The 17,019-nt window shown below is 71.0% G+C and carries 12 protein-coding genes; 4 read left to right on the top strand and 8 right to left on the bottom strand.

Annotation, left to right across the window (positions count from 1 at the left end; genetic code table 11):
- Positions 1-91: 91 nt before the first annotated feature.
- Positions 92-736 carry a hypothetical protein gene (locus OHT61_RS31475; RefSeq protein WP_329042883.1) on the bottom strand — a complete coding sequence of 215 codons (645 nt, stop codon included), beginning with the start codon at positions 734-736 and terminating at the stop codon, positions 92-94.
- A 386-nt stretch (positions 737-1,122) separates the two neighbouring features.
- Here OHT61_RS31475 and OHT61_RS31470 point away from each other — a divergent pair, with 386 nt between their 5' ends.
- The gene (locus OHT61_RS31470) at positions 1,123-1,563 is read left to right on the top strand and encodes an ATP-binding protein (RefSeq protein WP_329042882.1); all 441 of its coding nucleotides are present in this window, start codon (positions 1,123-1,125) and stop codon (positions 1,561-1,563) included.
- A gap of 82 nt (positions 1,564-1,645) precedes the next feature.
- A complete protein-coding gene (locus OHT61_RS31465) occupies positions 1,646-2,515 on the top strand; it encodes an alpha/beta fold hydrolase (RefSeq protein ID WP_329042881.1) in 870 nt (289 codons plus the stop codon).
- A gap of 476 nt (positions 2,516-2,991) precedes the next feature.
- On the opposite strand, the gene OHT61_RS31460 is transcribed toward OHT61_RS31465, so the two are convergent.
- The gene (locus tag OHT61_RS31460) at positions 2,992-3,741 is read right to left on the bottom strand and encodes a lysophospholipid acyltransferase family protein (RefSeq protein WP_329042879.1); all 750 of its coding nucleotides are present in this window, start codon (positions 3,739-3,741) and stop codon (positions 2,992-2,994) included.
- A gap of 765 nt (positions 3,742-4,506) precedes the next feature.
- Between OHT61_RS31460 and OHT61_RS31455 the strand changes: the two genes are divergently transcribed.
- Both OHT61_RS31455 and OHT61_RS31450 read left to right on the top strand, forming a co-directional pair.
- Positions 4,507-6,438: an N-acetylmuramoyl-L-alanine amidase gene (locus OHT61_RS31455; RefSeq protein ID WP_329042878.1), complete on the top strand. Its 1,932-nt coding sequence runs from the start codon at positions 4,507-4,509 to the stop codon at positions 6,436-6,438.
- Positions 6,439-6,600: 162 nt separating this feature from the next.
- On the top strand, positions 6,601-7,611 hold the full coding sequence (locus OHT61_RS31450; RefSeq protein ID WP_329042876.1) for an LLM class flavin-dependent oxidoreductase: 1,011 nt from the start codon (positions 6,601-6,603) through the stop codon (positions 7,609-7,611).
- 177 nt (positions 7,612-7,788) lie between these two features.
- On the opposite strand, the gene OHT61_RS31445 is transcribed toward OHT61_RS31450, so the two are convergent.
- The 6 genes from OHT61_RS31445 to OHT61_RS31420 form a co-directional block, all read right to left on the bottom strand.
- On the bottom strand, positions 7,789-8,169 hold the full coding sequence (locus tag OHT61_RS31445) for a hypothetical protein (RefSeq protein ID WP_329042874.1): 381 nt from the start codon (positions 8,167-8,169) through the stop codon (positions 7,789-7,791).
- A 492-nt stretch (positions 8,170-8,661) separates the two neighbouring features.
- Complete coding sequence (gene fabV / locus OHT61_RS31440) at positions 8,662-9,870, bottom strand: enoyl-[acyl-carrier-protein] reductase FabV (protein WP_329042872.1); 1,209 nt, start codon at positions 9,868-9,870, stop codon at positions 8,662-8,664.
- Positions 9,871-10,165: 295 nt separating this feature from the next.
- Entirely contained in the window at positions 10,166-10,519 is a 354-nt protein-coding gene (locus tag OHT61_RS31435; protein WP_329042871.1) for a VOC family protein, read from the bottom strand.
- A gap of 400 nt (positions 10,520-10,919) precedes the next feature.
- Entirely contained in the window at positions 10,920-11,771 is an 852-nt protein-coding gene (locus OHT61_RS31430) for a septum formation family protein (RefSeq protein WP_329042870.1), read from the bottom strand.
- 264 nt (positions 11,772-12,035) lie between these two features.
- The gene (locus OHT61_RS31425) at positions 12,036-14,150 is read right to left on the bottom strand and encodes a discoidin domain-containing protein (protein ID WP_329043446.1); all 2,115 of its coding nucleotides are present in this window, start codon (positions 14,148-14,150) and stop codon (positions 12,036-12,038) included.
- Positions 14,151-14,408: 258 nt separating this feature from the next.
- Positions 14,409-16,589, bottom strand: a complete 2,181-nt coding sequence (locus tag OHT61_RS31420; RefSeq protein WP_329042869.1) for a discoidin domain-containing protein — start codon at positions 16,587-16,589, stop codon at positions 14,409-14,411.
- Positions 16,590-17,019: the final 430 nt, after the last annotated feature.

Genomic DNA, 17,019 nt, shown 5'->3' with positions numbered 1-17,019 from the left:
TCGCACGCTGTGGCGTTCGGTCCGGCAGAGGTGCAGCCGGGAGCGTCCCTCTGGTGGGCGGTGTGCGGAAGAAGCGCGCCGATCGTGGCCGTCAGGCTGCCTGCCGCGTCCGCACCGGGCCCCGGACGGGAGTCCGGGGCCCGGTGCGGGTCCTGGCGGGCACCTCTCCTGACTGCGGTGCCCGGGAGCCGGCGGCCTTCGTCCCTCGCTCGCGCCCCACCACGATGCGGCCGGCGGTGAACCAGGCGAGCAGGGGCACTCCGGCGGCGAACACGACGGCGAGTGCGGGGTCGGTGGAAATCAGGGTCGAGATGACCACGATGCCCAGACCCGCGGTGACGAGGACCGCACGCACGCGGTGCGACAGGACCGCGGTCGCCGTAGCGAGGATCGCCAGCAGGTACCAGCCGGTGAGGGCCCCCGGAAGTGCCCCGTACGCGCGGAAGAGGCTTCCCTCGTGAGCAGGAAGGTGCGTGAGAGGCGCCCAGCAGGCGAAGGCGAGACCGGTGACGCCGGTCAGGAGCAGCGCGAGGGCCGTGCGGACGCAGAGGGCGGGCCGGCGGCTCGCCGGCGCGAGCAGGACCAGCGCGGTCAGCGGCCAGGGCCCGAGCATGTACAGGGACTTCGCCACCTCGGCCGGGTCCACCCATGACAGTTCGGGGTGGGGCCCACCGCGGGAGGAGACTCCCAGGACGGCCGCGTGCAGCATGGCGGTGACCGCCGCCGCCGTGGCCAAGTGCCGCAGAATGCGGGGCAATCGCACCTCGCGCACGGCTGTGCCGCGCCGGGCGCCGATCCGGTGGACGCACGTCTGAGCTGCGGCGCCCGACGTCATCACAGCTTGGATTTCCACGGGTGACCGCCTCACTTTGTTGACTGCGCAAGTATAAGCAGTACTTGACGCGTCAAGCAACTACTCGCGGGGCGGGCCCCCCCGGACTCGGCCCGGCCGCCCGCCCCGGGCCCCCGGCCTGAACGCCCGTCACGTCCCCGGGCTCGGCACGCCCGCTCCGCTCGCGCGGAAGCTCGGCCGGGCCGCCCTCGACGCCCCTCGCGCGAGCGAGCGGTGGGCTTCGAATGCGGGGGTACATGAGGAGGGAGAGCCGAACGAGGAGGGGGCCGATGACGAAGGAAACGTCACTGCGGGCGGTGGGATGGGCGCAGTCGTTCCCGATCTCGCAAGGGGTGCGGGCTGGCCGCCACTGGACGCGGGAGCACCTGGCGTCCCTGGGGTGGACGAAGGACGCCCCCGAGACCGTGGACGCGATCCTGCTCAGCGTCTCCGAGCTCATCACCAACGCCCACGTGCACGCACACAGCGACGCCCAGCTGGTCCTCACCTGGGACAGCCGGTGTCTGCACGTGAGCGTCCACGACGCCGATCCCCTGCCCCCCTCCCAGCGGCCCCAGGACGTCACGACGACGGGCGGGCGCGGGATGGCCATCATCGACGCACTCGCGGACGAATGGTCCACGCACTCCCAGGCGTCGGGCAAGACCGTCACCGCCTGCTTCGTCCCGCCGGGCGCCCCCGAACCCCGGCACAGCGGGACCATCGGCTGACACAGCAGGCGGCGGCAAGCGGCGTCGCGGGAAAGCGGTGCCGCACCGATGAGTTCCCGGTGCGGGCCGGGTCTGCACGGGTATGAAGACCTACACACTGGAGACACCGGGCGCGGATCTCGTCCACGACGTGCGCGGGCCGCTGCCGGCCGACGGCGGGCGGCCGCCGCTGCTCATGATCGGGCAGCCCATGGACGCCTCGGGGTTCGCCGCACTCGCGGCGCGCTTCCCCGACCGGACCGTCGTCACCTACGATCCGCGCGGGCTCGGTCGCAGCATCCGCAAGGACGGGCGGACCGACCACACTCCCGAGGTCCAGGCCGAGGACGTACACGCCGTCATCGAGGCACTTGGTGCCGGGCCGGTCGAGATGTTCGCCAGCAGCGGCGGCGCGGTCACGGCGCTCGCCCTCGTGGCCCGGCACCCCGGGGACGTGACCACACTGGTCGCGCACGAGCCGCCTCTCATCACCCTGACTCCAGACGGCCCGGCAGCCGTGCGGGCGCGGGCCCGGGTGCGGGACGCGTACGAGGAGCGGGGGTGGGGGGCCGGAATGGCGGCCTTCATCGCCATGACCTCATGGGAGGGCGAATTCACCGACGCGTACTTCGCACAGCCCGATGCCGATCCCGCCGCGTTCGGTATGCCCGCCGAGGACGACGGCTCGCGCCATGATCCGCTGCTGTCCGACCGGTCATGGGCGATCAGCGGCTACCGGCCCGACGCGGGCGCGGTCGCCACGGCGTCGACCCGCGTGGTGATCGCAGTCGGCGAGGAGTCCACCGGCGTGCAGACGGGGCGCACCTCCGTCGCGACGGCCGAGCTGCTCGGCCGGCGCGTGACGACGTTTCCGAGTCATCACGGCGGTTTCCTCGACGGAGCTCACGGATACCCGGGCAAGCCCGATGAATTCGCACAGCGGCTGCGCGAGGTGCTGGAGGACGCCCCATAGGACGGACGACGGCGCACCACCGAGGTGGACTCGCGACCGGTCGGCCGAGGAGTTCGCACCCGGGGCGCCCTCCCTGCCCGCCGGGTCCGGTCCGGCGAACCAACGCCGTTGCCCGGCAACCCACTTGAGCCGTACACCGTCTCCGACGGATACGGCCCGAAGATCCGGCTCCCCGCCTGCACGGGCCAGTCGCGCGCCACGCAGCGCACCGCGCGCGGCCCGGTTCCCGTCCTGGGCACCGCTACGTGGACAAGTCGCACAGCGCCCTGGGTTCGCCGGTCCGCCCCGGGACGTCTCCGCGGGCCGGCGGACCGCATGCACGACAGCTGATCGCGGTGCGCGGGCCGGGTGGGCATCGGTGCTTCACCGACCACCCGTGTCCGCCCGGGCGGACACCGGGGCCGAGGCCGGACGCAGTCGGCCCGGCCGCGTTCGAGGCGCGGCCCGGCCGACCGCGGCCGGGCCGGGCTGCGGGCTCAACTCGCCTGTTCGGAGACGGAACGACGGGCGCGGTGTGGTGCCTGAGGGGGCTCCTCGCCGCGGATTCCGGCGAGGAGCCCGGTGATCGCGGCCATGATGTCCTCGGTCGCCTCTCGCAGCACCTCCTGGGTGAGCGGCTTGCCCGCGTACCTGCTGAGGTCCACGGGCGGTCCTGCGACGATGTCGACGCGTCGGCGGGGGACAAGGCTCAGTCGCCGGTTCCCGCGCCCTCCGCTCGCGTACGGCGGCGCGATGCGGTGGGCGCCCCACTGGGCGATCGGGATGACGGGCGCACCCGTGGTCAGGGCTATGCGTGCGGCTCCGGACTTCCCGGTCATCGGCCACAGCCCGGGATCACGGGTGACGGTCCCCTCGGGGTAGATCGCCACGCACTCCCCCTTGTTGACCGCTTCCACCGCGTCCCGCAGCGCGGTCGCCGCGTCCGCGGTCCCGCGGTGCACCGGGATCTGGCCGGTCTTGCGCAGCATCATGCCGACGAAGGGGATGGTGAAGAGGGATGCCTTCGCGAGCAGCCGGGGCGGCCGGCCGGTGTTGTACTGGAAGTGCCCGTAGGTGAGCGGGTCGATGTACGAGATGTGGTTGACGGCGGTGACGAAGCCGCCGGTGGCGGGGATGTGTTCGAGCCCGCGCCAGCGGCGGGACACGAGGGGGAACAGCACAGGCTTCACGATGGCCGCCGCCAGTCGGAGCCAGATGGTGTAGGCGTGGTCGGTGTCGCGGGGCACCCGGGCCCTCCTTGATCCTTGCGGCGTGACAGGCCGGTCCGGCGTGACGGAACCTCCGGCGCCGCGGTGGTGTCCCCGGTGTGTCACACCACGGGGCGACCGCGGCGTCCTGGAGGTGTCCGACGGCGGCCGCACGCGGCCCGGGCGCTGGTCCAGTCACGCCTACTCATATTGCTCGATCAAGTATATTGATCGGCCGGCCGGGCGGTCACGCGAGGTCCCGGGCGAGGTCTCACGGTGAGGCCGGCGGCGTACCGGAGAACGGTCGCCCCGCCCCGGACGGCGGCCACGCACCGCGGGCCGGCACCATCACCGGCCCCGTCGGGGCCGGTCGGACCGCCGAGTACCGGTGGGAGCCGTCGGCCATGGCGGGGCCCGCAGGAAAGCGGGCGTTCCCCGGACCTCGCTGCACCACTGGATCGCCGGTGTCCCGAACGTCACACCTGCCATCGTTGCGTCCGGTTTCGACCGTCCCCCGCAGCAGAACTCGTCGAGGGGGGTGCAACCCGCAGTAAGCGGCTCCCGTAAGATACGTGTGAAGTCGGAGAACGACCGCGGATCGCGGCCCCTCGCTACAGCGAGGTGCGCGGCCGCGGTTCACATATGGCCGAGTCCGGGGATGAATCGCCCTCATGGCTCGTCGGTCACTGTGACGCCGGCCCGGTCCGGTTCCCGTCGGACCGTCACATCCTCAGGTCCGCATCGCACTTGGCAGCGATCCACCTGAGCACCTCGCAACCCCCACATCCCGTTAGGACCAGCACTTTGCACAAGAGGAGAAAAGGGCTGCGGCTCCCCGTCGTCATCGCGGCGGGCGTCCTGGCCGCAGGCGGTCTGGCAGCCACGGTGCAGTTCAGCGCGTCGGCCGACCCCCAGACCGACTCCGCCTCTCGGCAGCAGGAATTCGCCTCGGCCGCCGAGGAGTTCCACGTACCCGTCAGCGTCCTGCTCGGCCTCGCCTACCAGGAGTCGGCGTGGGACACCCACGGGGGGCACCACAGCACCAGCGGCGGCTTCGGCCCGATGCACCTCACCGATGTCACCCCGGCCATGATGGCCGCGGGAGACGCGGGCGGCGCCGGCCGTGACGACCTCGCGTCCATGGCCTCGAATCCCGCGCTCCACACGCTGCAGACCGCCGCGAAGCTGATCGGCGAGTCGCCGGACACGCTGCGCAAGGACTCGGCCGCGAACATCCGCGGTGGCGCGGCGCTCCTCGCGTCGTACCAGAAGACCGTCGCCGGCAGCACGACCGCCGACGCCGACAAGTGGTACGGCGCCGTGGCCCGCTACAGCCAGTCGACGCATCGCCAGGGCGCGGTGAGCTTCGCCGACCGCGTCTTCAACACCGTCCGCAAGGGCGCCTCCCACACGACGCAGGACGGCCAGCGCCTCCATCTCTCCGCCTCCCCCTCGGTCGACCCCACCGAGACCCAGGTGGACCGCCTGCATCTGAAGAACTCGGCCAACGCGGACATCGAGTGCCCGCCGGCCGTCCAGTGCACGTTCGTGCCGGGGTCCCCGGCAGGCGTACAGGTGTCGAACCGGCCCGCGAACGGCATCCGGATCGACACCATCGTCATCCACGACCTGGAGAGCACCTACGACGCCGGGGTCAACGGCCTGGCCTCGCCGACCAATCCCGCGGCCACCCACTACGTGATGCGGTCGTCCGACGGCGCGGTGACCCAGATGGTGCCCACCACGAACATCGCCTTCCACGCCGGCAACTACTCGACGAACATGCACTCCATCGGCATCGAGCACGAGGGGTACGCCGCCCAGGGCGCCACCTGGTACACGGAGGCCCAGTACGAGGCCACCGCGACCCTCGTGAAGTACCTGGCGGCGCGGTTCGACATACCGCTGGACCGTCAGCACGTCATCGGCCACGACAACGTTCCCGGCCCGGCCGACAAGTACGTGTCCGGCATGCACTGGGACCCGGGCAACGGCTGGGACTGGGGCCACTTCATGGGGCTGCTCGGCCACGGCTACAGCGGAGTGCACAGCACGCCCACCGTGGGCTCGGTCGTCACCATCGACCCCGGCTTCGCCGGGAACGTGCAGACCGTCCGCGTCTGCCCCGGGGACGACCCGAGCGACTCGTCGTCGACGGCCTGCGCCGACAAGCAGCAGGAGTCGAACTTCGTCTACCTGCGCAAGGCTCCGGACGCCGGCGCTCCGCTCTTCGGCGACCAGTCGATCCACGGGCAGGGTGACGGCACCAACCGCATCAACGACTGGGGCAGCACCGCCCAGTCCGGCCAGCAGTTCGTCGTCGCCGACGTCCAGGGCGAGTGGACGGCCATCTGGTTCAGCGGCGCGAAGGTCTGGTTCCACAACCCGGACGGCAAGAACGCCAAGATCACCTACGGCGTGAAGACCATTCGTCCGTCGGGATCCGCTTCGGTGGCCGTCTACGGTCAGAGCTACCCGGACGCCGCGGAGTACCCGGCAGGTCTGAGCCCGTCGACGCAGTCGGCACTCAGCATGTACAGCGTTCCGGCGGGGCAGGCGTACGTCGCCACTCAGGCTCCGGCGCTCACGGACGACTACTTCAAGAGCAGCGGAACGGTCGTCTTCGGCAAGAAGAAGATGTACACGATCCAGTACAACCACCGCGTCGGACTCGTCTACGAGAACGGCGTCACGGCGACCCCGGTGACCAGGCACTGGGAGAACCGCGGGAACTGATCATCCCGCTCCGCATGGGCGGGGGCCCGGCTTCGGCCGGACCCCCGCCCATGTTTCACGACCGCGCGGCCCGCGAGGGGAACAGAACGGGCACACCGCCGGTTTTCGGCCATGGGCCGGAAAGCAGATCCTCCGCGCCCTCTCCCAATGGAAAGGTTTGCCATGACCGCGTCCGTCCCCCTCTCCCTCCTGGACCTGGCGTACATCAACGCCGGTGAGACAGCAGCCGACAGTTTCCGGGCCAGCGTGGACCTGGCGCAGCACGCCGAGACGTGGGGATTCCGACGCATCTGGTATGCCGAACATCACAACATGTCGATCGTGGGCTCCGCCGCCCCCTCCGTGCTCATAGCGCACATCGCGGCGCAGACGCGGACCATCCGGCTCGGAGCGGGCGGCGTCATGCTGCCCAACCACGCCCCCCTGTCCGTCGCGGAGCAGTTCGGAACGCTCGAAACGCTCTACCCCGGTCGCATCGATCTCGGTCTGGGGCGCGCGCCGGGCGGCGACATGCAGACCATGCGTGCCATGCGCCGGGACCCTGAGTCCGGCGACACCTTCCCGGACGACGTGGTCGAGCTGCGCGGATACCTGAGTGACGAGACCCTGGTCCCGGGTGTCGAGGCGACGCCGGGGAAGGGTTCCGGTGTCCCCCTGTACATCCTCGGCTCCTCCCTCTTCGGGGCCGGCCTGGCGGCGGCGCTCGGTCTGCCCTTCGCCTTCGCCTCCCACTTCGCGCCCGGCGCGCTGCTGGACGCGGCCGACCTGTACCGAAGCGAGTTCCGGCCCTCCGCGCAGCTGGAGAGGCCGTATCTCATCGCCGGCGTGAACGTGGTCGCGGCGGACACCGAGCAGGAGGCCCAGGATCACTTCCTGGCGGCCAAGCGCCGCAGGGTGATCCAGCTGCTGGGGCGCGCGGGGGTCGACGTGCCCGCCCACGCGGCGTCGACGGTCCTGGAGACCCCGGTCGGCAAGCAGGTCCTGGGGCAGGTGGACCAGGAGCTGAACTACGCCGCCGTCGGCACCCCGGCCGAGGTCCGCGACTACCTCGACCGTTTCACCACGGCGACGCAGGCGGACGAGCTGATCACCACGTCACTGCCGGTCGACCGGAAGGCCTGGCTGCGGTCCGCGGAACTGCTGGCGGAGGCCGCCGGGCCGCGCGACTCCTGATCGACGGACCGAGCGGCGACGACGAGCGTCGCCGCTCCCCCGCCGGAGTCCGCGAGCGGACCCCGGCCGGCGGACACATCGAGTGTCGGTGCGGCGACAGAGGGCGGATCGGGAAGTCGTTTCACCATCGCCCTCTCCCGGCACCCGCCGAGCCACCGCACGGTCACCACGGGCGGTTCAGGGGCGGACCGGCGGGTAGGACACGAGGACCTTGTAGCTCGCGGCCGGGATGCTGAGGGTTCCGGCGTGCAGACCGGTGATCCGGGCGAATCCATGGGTGCAGTCCGTGCCCGAGAACACGTCCACATAGGCGTACTTGAAGTTCGCGACCGACTTCATGGGTTGCGGAAGGTTGATGCACTCGGCTTCGGAACCGGTGGCCTGGACGGGATGCACCGTCCCGGCGAAATCGGCTTCCGTGTAGAAGTTGGCCTGCCCCCAGGGAACCCCGGCCGCGGCCGCGGGCTGGGCCACGGCCGCGCCGGCCACGAGTGCCCCTCCCGCGAGGGCGATGGCCAGGACGCGCCTGTTGCGGCGGAGGATCGTGCGGGTGTCCATGCGAGTGCCCCTTTGCGTAGGGTCCCGCACACGCGCGCCGTCACGAAGAGGCAGGCCGCGAGAGCGGAACCATCATGTACTTGCTGTAGCAAGTAATACGCTTGTTGTTCAACTCCCGCAAGCGGCAGTTCGTTTGACGCGGGTCACACGTCTCTGCACTTGTCCGGATCACACCTGTTCGGCCCCGGTGCCTGCCGGACGGCGACCGCCTGGCCGGGCGGACCGCCCCGCGCTCCGGGCGATGCGTGATGATGTGCCCCCGCGGAACCGGACCACACCGTCCGAGAGCGTGGAAACGTGGGATGGCGGCTGCGGCACCGGTGGAGGGCAGGAAGGCGACCCGCCCGAGGGCCGGCGCAGACGCCGCCGGCCGGCCCGTCGTATGTGCCGACGCTCCGACAGTCCCTGACGGTCGGCGTCGAATTGGCCGGATCCCGGTCGCCGGTCGACGCCGTCCGGCCGCGACGCGCGGCACGGAACAGGTGTCGCCGGTCAGTTGATCCGGGTGGGCCAGGCGACCTCGGTGTCGACAGCGGCGGAGTAGTCGACGCCCGGAACCGAGAAACCGTACAGACGTCGGACCTCGTCACCGAACCAGTCGAGATCGGCGAGCTCCGGGACGGTGTCGCTGGTGGCCACGCTCCAGCGCTCGGCGACGGCGTCCTGGACGGCGGGATCGAGTTCCCAGGTGTCGAGGCGGATCCGGCCCTCCTCGTCGAGGACGAGCGGACCGTCGCCCGTCAGCTGGTCCCACAGCTCCACCAGTTGGCCCGTCGGGGAGACCATGGCGTCGCCGAGAACCCCCCGGAGCAGCCCGACGTACCGGGCGATGCCGGGAATGGCGGTGGAGGACTGGGTGACGGCAGCGGCGTTGACCGAAGTCAGGGCACGGCCCCCCAGGGCCTTGCCCAGGCGCTCGTCCAACGCGCGTGCGGTGGCTTCCAGATGGGACTTCGCGGCGCCGATGGTGCCCTGCCGGTAGATCCCCGCGGTGAGCGGCGAGCCGATGTAGGACAGGGCCACGGTCGCGAAGCCTTCGGCGAGCAGGGACCGGTCGTCCAGGTAGGTGATCCAGCGCTCCCAGTCGGTGCCGCCCATCACTGCCACGGTCTGCTCGACGTCGTCGCCTTCCGCCGGCGGGGTGGTGACCTCCTTCACCTCCGGGGCACCGTCGTCGTCGAAGACGAGCGTCTTGGTGGTGCAGGGCGAGCCGATCGGCTTGAGGACCGAGGCATGGACGTGGCCGGTGTCGGGGTCGGTGCGGCGGGGAGCGGCCACGGAGTAGATCAGGAAGTCGAGCCGTCCCCCGAAGCGCTCGGCCAGGAGGCCGGCGACCTGCTCCTTCATGGTGTCGCTGAAGGCATCCCCGTTGAGGAAGACCATGTCCCTCCCGTGCTGACGCGCGAGCCGGGCGGTGGCGGCGGTGCGGTACCAGCCGGCCGTTCCGGTGCGCCGCGCCGGCGCCTTCTCGAAGCACACGCCGATGCCACGGATGCCGACCCGGGCCAGGCCCGCGATCGTGGCGGCCAGGCCGTACCCCGCGGACGAGCCGATGATCAGGGCCACCGGCCCCTCACCCCCGGCGGGCACGGGCTCGGGCACGGCCTGCCACATCTCGTCCACGAGCCGTCGGCAGCCGGTGGGATGGGAGTCGAGGAACAGGAAGCCCCGGCTCTTGGGCGCGATGACGCGTTCGCTCACGGTGTGGTCCCCCAGGTGTCGTCACGGACAAGGAAGGGGCACCCGCCTCGGCCACCCCGTCATGCAAGTCTGCGACGGTGAGGAACAAGCACGTGATCTTGACAGGCACAACGATGGCCGGCTGCGCTTGGAGGAATCCACCAGCGGGGTCCCGGCAGGGGAATCGGGGACTCCGGCCTCGATCGGCGGCCTGTGCGCTGACGCCGTGCGCTCCACGGCAGGCCGGGCGTGGGCCCGGCCCCTGAGGGCCCGGCGCGGTACTCCCGCGATCTCAGGCGGTCAGGCGGTCAGGCGGTCAGGCGGGCTGCCACAACTCGATCCGGTTACCCTCTGGGTCGGTGACCCAGCCGAATCTGCCGACACCCTCCATGTCCTGCGTCTCCTGTGCCACGTCCGCTCCCCCGGCGCGCAGCTGCGCGAGCATCGCATCGAGGTCGCGGACCCGGAAGTTGACCATGGATCGCTGAGCACGGGAACCGAAGTAGTCGGTGTCGGCATCGAACGTCGCGAAGACCGTCGGCCCGTCGTCCTGACGCCACAGGCCGGACGCGTCGGCGTCGAGGCCCAAGCGGTCGCGGTACCAGGCGCTCAAAGCCGCCGGGTCGGCGGCACGCATGAAGTAGCCACCGATTCCAAGCACATGTTCCATGGCCTCATCCTGCCAGGAGGCGGCCGCTCCCGCCGGTCGGCACCACACCATCAACCGCTCGGGACGGCCGCGGAGTGCCGGACGGCCCGATCCGACTCCTCGGCTGGGTTCCTCGTCCCCGGGGAGACCGGGGCGGCCGGCCATCCGGTGTCGTGGTGCCGGGGCGTCATCCAGCAGGGCGGGAGGGGTCATCGACGAGGTCGAGGGCCCGCTGGGCCGGCCCCGGCGGCAGGCGCCACGACGTCGCTGCGGTGGGCGAGTTGGCCGCCGGCCTCACGGGGAGACGGCGTCGCGCGCGCTGCGGCGTGGCAGACGCGTACGAGGTGACCGGTGACCGTGGGCGCCTGCAGATGCCCCGGTGCGGGACCGGGGCATCGGTTTCGCGGCGGACGGGTGGTGGTCAGCCTGCCCAGCCCTCGGCCTCGTCGGCCGGGACGGTCGTGGCGAGCTTCAGTTCCTTGCGGGCGGCGACCGACTTGCTGGGGTCGAGCCCGGCGAACGCCGCGTCGTAGGCGGTCTGGAACGAGTCGGCGTCGCCGGCGGCTGCCGCCGTCTTCCACTCGGCTTCGGCCTTCTCCAACTCCTCGCGCAGCTTGCCGGTCTCGGGCTGCTCGATGCCCCGCAGCGTCTGGAGGTGGGTGTCGAGCGCCGCTGCCACGGCGCCGGCCTGCTTCTTGTATCCGGGGAGGTCGTCGGCGGCCTTCTCGCCCTCGGGCTGGTGGGACCACAGGGCCTCGTAGACGGCCGCCGAACCCTTGAGGTACGCGAGCTGGTCGTCGTCCAGGGGGTCGCTCTTCAGCGAGCCCGAGAACTCGCCCGTCGTGCTGGTGTAGGCACAGCTCACGGCACGGTCGCCCGCCGCCCAGCTCGTCTTCGAGGGGTGGTAGTAGAAGACGTCGACCCCCTCGGGCAGTGCCCAGGGGTCCGGAGCGAACTTCTCCGCCGCGGCCGGGCACCGGCCGTCGGCGATCACCGCGACCGCGTCGTCCCCGGGGAAGGACTCCTCGTCGTCGATCTTGAACTCGTCGACGACCTGCCCCACGTGCGGTTCCTCGCACGACACGGAGTGGACAGCGGGCTCCTCGGAAGAGCTGGACGTACCGTCCAGGTTGTAGCAGTCACCGGTGGCGAGGGAGGAGACCGCGTGCTTGTTCGCGTCGCCCTCGTCGGAGCAGCCCGAAGCGCCGATGGCGAGAAGTGCGACGACGACGGATATACCGCGCAGGGAACGGGACGTGACACCGAAAGACATGACGTGTGCATCCTCTAACGGAATTTGCGTGTAGGTGTGCGCATCGTATGGCACTTCCGCGACCACTCCTCACCAGCCGGGACGTGGACGACGCCCCGGCCGCGCCCTTCCCCGGGGCGGGCCGGGCCGCCCCTGGGGAGTGCCCTGGGCCCTCGCCTCCGCTCCCGCAACGGGAGCCGGGGCCGCGCCGGGTGAAGGTCGTGCCCTCACCCGGCGTGGCCCCTTCGTCAGCCGCGTCGTCCCCGCGTGGAGTGTCGGGTGCGATCAGCTGTAGACGCCGAACTCGTGCAGGGAGTAGCCCCATCCGGTGCCCCGGGCCGTCAGCTGGAGACGGACGTGACGTGCGGTGACGGACAGGTCGATCGTGTCGATGTCCCCGTTGCCGGCCGTCGTGGAGTGGACCGGGCGCCAGTTGGTGCCGTCGTCGGAGACCTGCACCTCATAGGACTTGGCGTAGGCGGGGTCCCACACGAGCTGCACCGTGCGGATGGCCTTGGCAGCACCGAGGTCGACCTGGATCCACTGCGGGTCGCTCCAGTCGCTGGCCCACCGGGTCGTGGGGTTCCCGTCCGTGGCCAGGGCGGGCGCGCAGGGGCAGTCGCCGTACTGGGTCTGGTACGAGGAGGCGGTGGTGGGCCGGTTCAGGGCGACGTTGGTGCCCGCCACGGGCGGTGCGACCACCTTGACGGACTTCGTCTCGATGCCGGCGTTGCCGTGACCGTCCTCGGCCTGGACGTAGACCTTCCAGACGCCCAGTTTGTCGGGCGCGGTCACGGCGAAGGTGCCGTTGCCGGTGGAGCGCCACTGCGCCTCGACGAGCCGCTTGTCGCCGTTGGCGTAGTTCCCGCTGAGGAAGATCTTGGGGGTGATCTGGTCCCCGTCGGGATCGCGGATGTCGGCGCGCACGGTGAACTCACGGCCGGCGGGGGCCCCGGTGGCCGGAGTCACGGCCATGTTCGTGACGACCGGCGGGGTGTTGTCGCCCGCGGTGGAGCCGGCGTACGCCTTCTTGACCGCGTAGTACGACAGCCGCTTCAGGCCGTCGGGCACCAGGTTGAACCAGATGCCGCCGAAGTCGTGCTCCACGCCGTAGTGGAACATCGTCGCGCCCAGAGCGACGCCCTGGTGGCCGGTGATGCAGCCCCACGCCTTGGTGTAGCCCTCAGCCTTCTGGACGTCGGTCGGCTCGTCCGGAATGCCGTTGGCGTCGTCGGGGACCTCCCACTCCCCCGCCGGACCGGTCTCGGTGATGATGTAGGGCTTCGTGTAGCCGCCGTCGGTCCAGTCCTGGCGCACCTTGCACAGGTTGCCGTAGGAGTTCATCGAGTACAGGTCGAGGTCCGGGGCGTTCCGCTTGTAGTACGGCCAGGCTCCGGTCCAGGCGTCGGTCGAGGTGACGGGGTGGTCGGGGTCGATGGAGTGGATCTTCTTGGCGACGTCGTTCACGAACGAGGTGTACGCGTTGCGCTGCGCCTCCAGTTCGGTGCCGCTGTAGCAGTTCTGCAGGCCGAGGACGGACTCGTTGCCGACGTTCCACATCAGGGTCGCCGGGTGGCTCCTGTAGGCGTCGACCCACTTCGCGAACTCGGTGAGCATGGTGCTCTTGTACGTCGCGTCGGTGACGTAGTTGACGCACCCCCCGGAGCCGGGGCCCCCGCCGGGCTGGAGCCAGAAGCCGTTGATGACCCGTATGCCCTGGGCGGCCGCGGCGTCGAGGAGCGGCTTCGTGGAGCCGTCGGTGCCCCACGTACGGATGGTGTTGGCGCCCATGGACTTCACGTCGGGGAGGTACCTGGGGGCGTCCGCGACGGACGGACCCCAGGTGAGTCCCTTGACCGTGTACGGCTGCCCTCCGACGGTCAGCTGCCAGTTGCCCTGGGAGCCGGTGACCTTGACGGCGCCGCCCTGGGGCGGGTTGGTGGTGCCGTCGCCGCCGTAGACCTGGAACTCCCACAGGGAGTACCCGTAGCCGCCGGCGCGCGTGACGCCCTGCATACGGACGTACCGGCCGGAGCCGGAGACGGCGGCCTCGTCCGTGCCGCCGTCGCTGCCGGTGACCGTCTTCAGCGTGCGCCAGTCGGTGCCGTTGTCGGACGCCTGGATCTCGTAGTTCTTGCCGTAGGCGGCCTCCCAGGTGAGGACGACCCTGCTGAGGCTCCTGCTCGCCCCGAGGTCGACCTGGATCCATTCGCCGTCACGCCGCTCGCTGGACCAGCGGGTGCCGGTCAGGTTGCCGTCGACGGCGGCGGACGCGCTGTAGCCCTCGCCTTCCTGCGAGGAGGCCGTGGCAGGCCTGCCCTGGGAGAGCAGCGTCTCCGCCGCCTGTGCCGGTGAGGACGGGGTCAGGGTCAGCGAGGACGCCAGGAGGGCACCCAGCATCGCGAGCGAGGTCGCGTTGCGCCGACGGAAGGTTGTGGGGGTGGAGGGAGGTCTTGACACGTGTGCTCCTGGCTGTCTCGTGACGCACGGGGCGGCGAGCCGGACTCGGGAGGGTCGGCTCGGCGTCCGGCGTGGCTGCTGGAGGGCGTGCGGGTGCTGTCGTGCTCGCCCTTCCGGGCCGGGCCGGCGGGGCGTGGACGCCCGGCCCGGAAGGGAGTCGTGGTCCTCACCACCGGACGGTGCGAGGGAGAGGGTGGCTCAGGGGTACGAGACGACCGTCGAGGGCACGGTGGAGGTGCCGGCGGGCACGGTCGAGGCCCCGGTGTCGTTGATGACGTGCTCGTAGTGGCCGTTGCCGCCCAGGGAGACGGTGAGCAGGCTGTGGAACTTCACGCCGGGCTTGACCGGGGCCTTGAATCCGTGGTCCTGACGAATGCCCGGGTCGACGTTGTAGTTGCAGTAACTCCCCAGGCCCCAGGCCTCGTGGGTGGTGACGGAGTCGTCGACGCGGTAGGCGGCGAAGCCCTTCGTGGCACCGTTCTGGATGGCGGCCTGGTCGGGCGCGTCGTACGCCTTCTCGTTCTGGTAGAAGATCGTGCGGCCGCGCTCGCCGAACCATTCGACGTCGTACTTGTTGAAGTGCTCGACGAACAGGCCGGTGGCGAGTACGTCGTCGCCGTTGACGCGGACCCCGTAGTCGGCGCGGTTGGTCTCCCAGCCGACGCCCTCGCCGTGGTCGGCCCGCCACACCCAGGTGTGGTCGATGATGGCGTCGTCACTGTTGACGACCACGCTCGTGGTCGCCTTGCCGGCGCCGGCCCCGCCGATGCGGACGTAGACGTCCTGGACCGTGGTGGGGTTGGCCGAGTGGTCCGCGCCCGCGCCCTGGGGGCCGACCTCGAGGAGGGTGGGTGAGTTGACGCGGCCGGCGTCGATCAGGAAGCCCGCCAGCCGGACGCCGTCGACGTCGGCGACCTTCATGGCCGTCACTCCGTTGTCGGGGATGATCGTCGCCAGGCCCAGGCCGAGCACGATCGTGTTCGCGCGGTCGACGTCGATCGTCCGGTCGACGTGGTAGATCCCCGGGGTGAACAGCAGGTGCAGACCCTGGGCGAGTGCCTGGTTGATGGTGGCGGCGGTGGCACCCGGCTTGACGACGTAGAACCTGCTCAGCGGGATCGACTCCCCCTGAGGGGTGCCGTTCGCCCACGTCGTGCCCCGGGCGTTGGTCCGCATGGCGGGAGCGAACACCTTGTACTCGCCGCCGTCCAGATAGAGGAACGGCTTCTCACGGGAGACCGGGGTGGTGGCGAGGGTGGTGTAGCGCGGCTCGGGGAAACCGGTGGCCGGCGCGCCCTCGACGCCTGAGAAGGTCTGGTTCCAGACGGAGTTGGACCAGCCGCCGATCGTACTGTCGCGGGTGTACCACTGCTGCTGCGAGTAGTTGCCGACCTGCCCGTCGACCTTGCTGTCCGCGATGTATCCGCCACTCGCCCAGCCGTATCCGTCGGGCGCCAGGTTGAGCCCGCCCTTGACGTGCATACGGCGGAACGACGAGGCCTGCGAGACGGCCCACCGGTTGGTTCCGCTGACCGGAGCCACGGCCAGGTTCTCGGCGCCTCGCCAGAAGTTCTGCGTGGCGTTGCCGTTGAACCAGCCCGCGTCGACGGTCACGTCACCGTTGATGGTCGTGTCGTCGGGGCGCAGCCCGAGTCCGGCGATCTGGGTGTAGAAGCCGATCTGCGCGTTGAGGTTGTCGTACGTGCCCGGCTTGAGCAGGAAGGCGTGGCGGCCGGTGCCGAACTGTGCGGACTCCTGCTGCTCGAAGACCTGGTCCAGCCGGCCCTGGATGTCCGGGGTGGAGGGGTCGATGATGTGGACGTTGGGTCCCAGGTCGCCGCCCCCGGGCAGGGTCGGGCCGCCGCCGTCACCTCCGCCGAAGACCTGGAACTCCCAGAGTGAGTAACCGTATCCGGTCGCTCGCGTCACGCCCTGCATCCGCACGTAGCGGGCGGAGCCTGATACGGCGACGCTCTCCGTGCCGCCCGCCCCGGTCGTGGTCGCGTAGGCCGTCGACCAGGAGGCGCCGTCCGTCGACAGCTCGATCCGGTAGGCCTTGGCGTACGCGGCTTCCCACCGCAGCACCACCTGGCTGAGCGGGACCGGACTGCCCAGGTCCACCTGGAGCCACTGACCGTCGGACGCGGCACTCGACCAGCGGGTACCGAGGTCCCCGTCGACGGCCCCGGCCGCCGCGGTCCCGTAGTGCTCCTGACTGGACGCCGTGACCGGCTTCCCCTGGGACAGCAGCACCGGTGCGGCGTGCGCCGCCGACGCCGGGACCACGGCCAGGAGCGTCGCGGCCAGCGCGGTGACGACCGCACTCGCGAGGCCGCTGCGCACGCGCCCACGGGGTGGCGACCAGGTCGCCAGGGGCATGCCAAATAGAGACATAGGGGGAACTCCCTGTAGGGATACGGCGCTCGGGAGAGCGCTCTCCCGAACCATGCCGCCCCATCCCGGCAGGGTCAATAACTCCGACACGACTTTTCTTTTGACTTGATTTAAGTAACGCCCCCTGGGCGGTGGACACTTCGCTGCACCCACTCACGGCGCGGAGCGACGCTCACGCGTGGAGTGGATCTCGCCGCACTTGGTCGGCGGCGGGTTCAAGGAGGCGCAGCCACGCCGCGTTCCGCCAAGGAAACTGGCGCGGAACGCGGGGCGGGGCGGGTTCGCGTCCCGCCCCGGGACGACCCTGGCGTCACGTACGCGAACTCCTGGGGTGGTTCACACGCGCCGGCCTCTCCCCGGGACCGCGCGAGCGGTCACGCCCGCCGGCCTCCAGGGGACGGCGCGAGCATCACGC

The sequence above is a fragment of the Streptomyces sp. NBC_00178 genome, from assembly GCF_036206005.1.
Classification (GTDB): Bacteria; Actinomycetota; Actinomycetes; order Streptomycetales; family Streptomycetaceae; genus Streptomyces.
This window is presented reverse-complemented; position numbering and strand designations above follow the sequence as displayed.